Source organism: Streptomyces sparsus (assembly GCF_054776295.1).
Map to the genome: position 1 here is coordinate 1 of NZ_BAAHCA010000956.1, position 1,800 is coordinate 1,800.

General features: G+C 75.8%; 2 protein-coding genes. Both read left to right on the plus strand.

Annotated features, from left to right (window positions below; all coding sequences use genetic code 11):
• Positions 1-285, plus strand: a 285-nt coding sequence (locus tag ACYVE9_RS25305; RefSeq protein ID WP_461030217.1) for a CocE/NonD family hydrolase C-terminal non-catalytic domain-containing protein, incomplete at its 5' end; no start/stop codon positions are given.
• Complete coding sequence (locus ACYVE9_RS25310; protein ID WP_461030218.1) at positions 282-1,670, plus strand: YcaO-like family protein; 1,389 nt, start codon at positions 282-284, stop codon at positions 1,668-1,670. The genes ACYVE9_RS25305 and ACYVE9_RS25310, both read left to right, overlap by 4 nt.
• The last annotated feature ends 130 nt before the right edge of the window (positions 1,671-1,800 follow it).

Below are 1,800 nucleotides of genomic sequence, written 5' to 3' on the forward strand. Positions count from 1 at the left end.
GTCCGCCGCCACGGGCCGCCGGGCAGCCGGACGGACGTCACCGTGCCGCTCGGCCCGCTCGGCTGCCGGCTGCCGGCCGGGACACGGCTCCGGCTGGAGATCGCCGGCCACCACTTCCCCGCCCACGCCCGCAACCCCCACACCGGGGAGGACCCGGTCACCGCGACCCGCCTGCTGCCGTCGCACCGCCGGGTCGACCCGACCCGGGGCCTGCTGCGGCTGCCCGTCATCAGTGCCGGCACCTCTGCCGACGCCGTCGACCCCCGACAGGAGATATGCCGATGAGCCGCCAGCCGGCGCTGCCCTGGTCCGCACTCGTCGACCCGGTCTGCGGCATCGTGCGCAGCGTCGCACCGGTCGACCACCCGAAGGGTGCTCCGCCGCGCTACACCGCGATGACCGCCGAGGTCGCCGACGCCCGCCGACTCGGCGCCTGGCCCGCCGACCGGGTGTCGCTGGGCACCACCTTCGGTGACCCGGACGGCGCCCGCATCGCCGCCGTCGCCGAGGCGGTGGAACGCTACTGCGGCAACCGCGTCCCGCCGCCCGGACACGAGGCCGCGCCGCTGTGGGACACCGCAGCCGCCCTCCGGGCACGCGGCCTGCGGCTCTACGGACCGGACGACGTCCCCCGGTACGCACCGTGGCAGTACGACCGGACGGGCTTTCCCTACCGGCCGCTGACCCCGGACACGCCCGCGCTGTGGACCCGCTGCCGGGAACTGCTGCCCGACGGCGGCACGACCGAGTGCTGGGCACCCGTCTCGCTCACCCATCTCAACTGGCGGCAGGGCGAGTTGCGCGCACTGCCCCGCACCCATCACCTCAACTACGCGGGCATCGCCACCGGTCAGGGCTTCGACGACGCCGTCGAACGCGGCCTGCTGGAGGTCGTCGAACGCGACGCCCTGGAACTGTGGTGGCACCTGGACGGGCCGACCCGCGGCATCGACCCCGACAGCGTGCCCGGCCTCACCGCCGACCTGGCCGGCACCGATCTGCGCGTCTCCGTGGTCGAGATGCCGTCCGAGTTCGCCCCCTGCATGGCCGCCCTCGTGCACGACCCGGAACGCGGCATATACGCCGCGGGCTTCGCCTGCCGCTTCGACCCGGCCGAGGCGGCCCGCAAGGCGGTCCTGGAGGCCGTGCACACCTGGGTGTTCACCCTCGGCCTCACCGACGCCGACGGCTGGGTCTTCCAGGCGGTGGAGGCCGGACTGCTGGCCCGCGGCCTCTACCTCGACCACCGCGCCGACCGCCGCTACCTGGACGCCTGCGGCTCCGACTTCGCCGCCGTCCGCGACCTCGGCGCCCATGTGCAGGTCTGGCTCGACGAACGGACCGCGCCCCTCGCCCGGCGCTTCACCGACCCGGCCGGGCCACGCGTCCCGGTCTCCGAAGTGCGGCCCGGCAGCCGGGAGCAACTGCACGCCCGGCTGCGGGAGGGCGGCCACCGGGTGATCACCGCCGACCTCACCACCGAGGACGTCGCCGAGACGCCGCTGCGGGTGGCCCGCGTCCTGGTGTCCGGGCTGATCCCCAACGCCCCCGCCGCCTTCGGCTACTTCGGCTGCCCCCGGTTCACCGACGCGGCGCTCGACCGCGGTTGGCGTGACACGCCGCCCACCGCGGCCGGAGACTTCACCCTCACCCCGCCACCGCACATGTGAGGACCGGCATGACCGACCGCCCGAGCCCCGGAACCACCCGTCCCGCCGCCACGCCCCGGCACCCCGACCAGCACACCGACGCCCGCACCCCGTCGTCCGCGTCACCCGGCCGTGCCACCGAGGCGACGGC

Coding starts and splice junctions, on each gene's coding strand:
- ACYVE9_RS25310 (WP_461030218.1), top strand. CDS start 282: ATGAGCCGCCAGCCGGCGCTGCCCTGGTCCGCACTCGTCGACCCGGTC.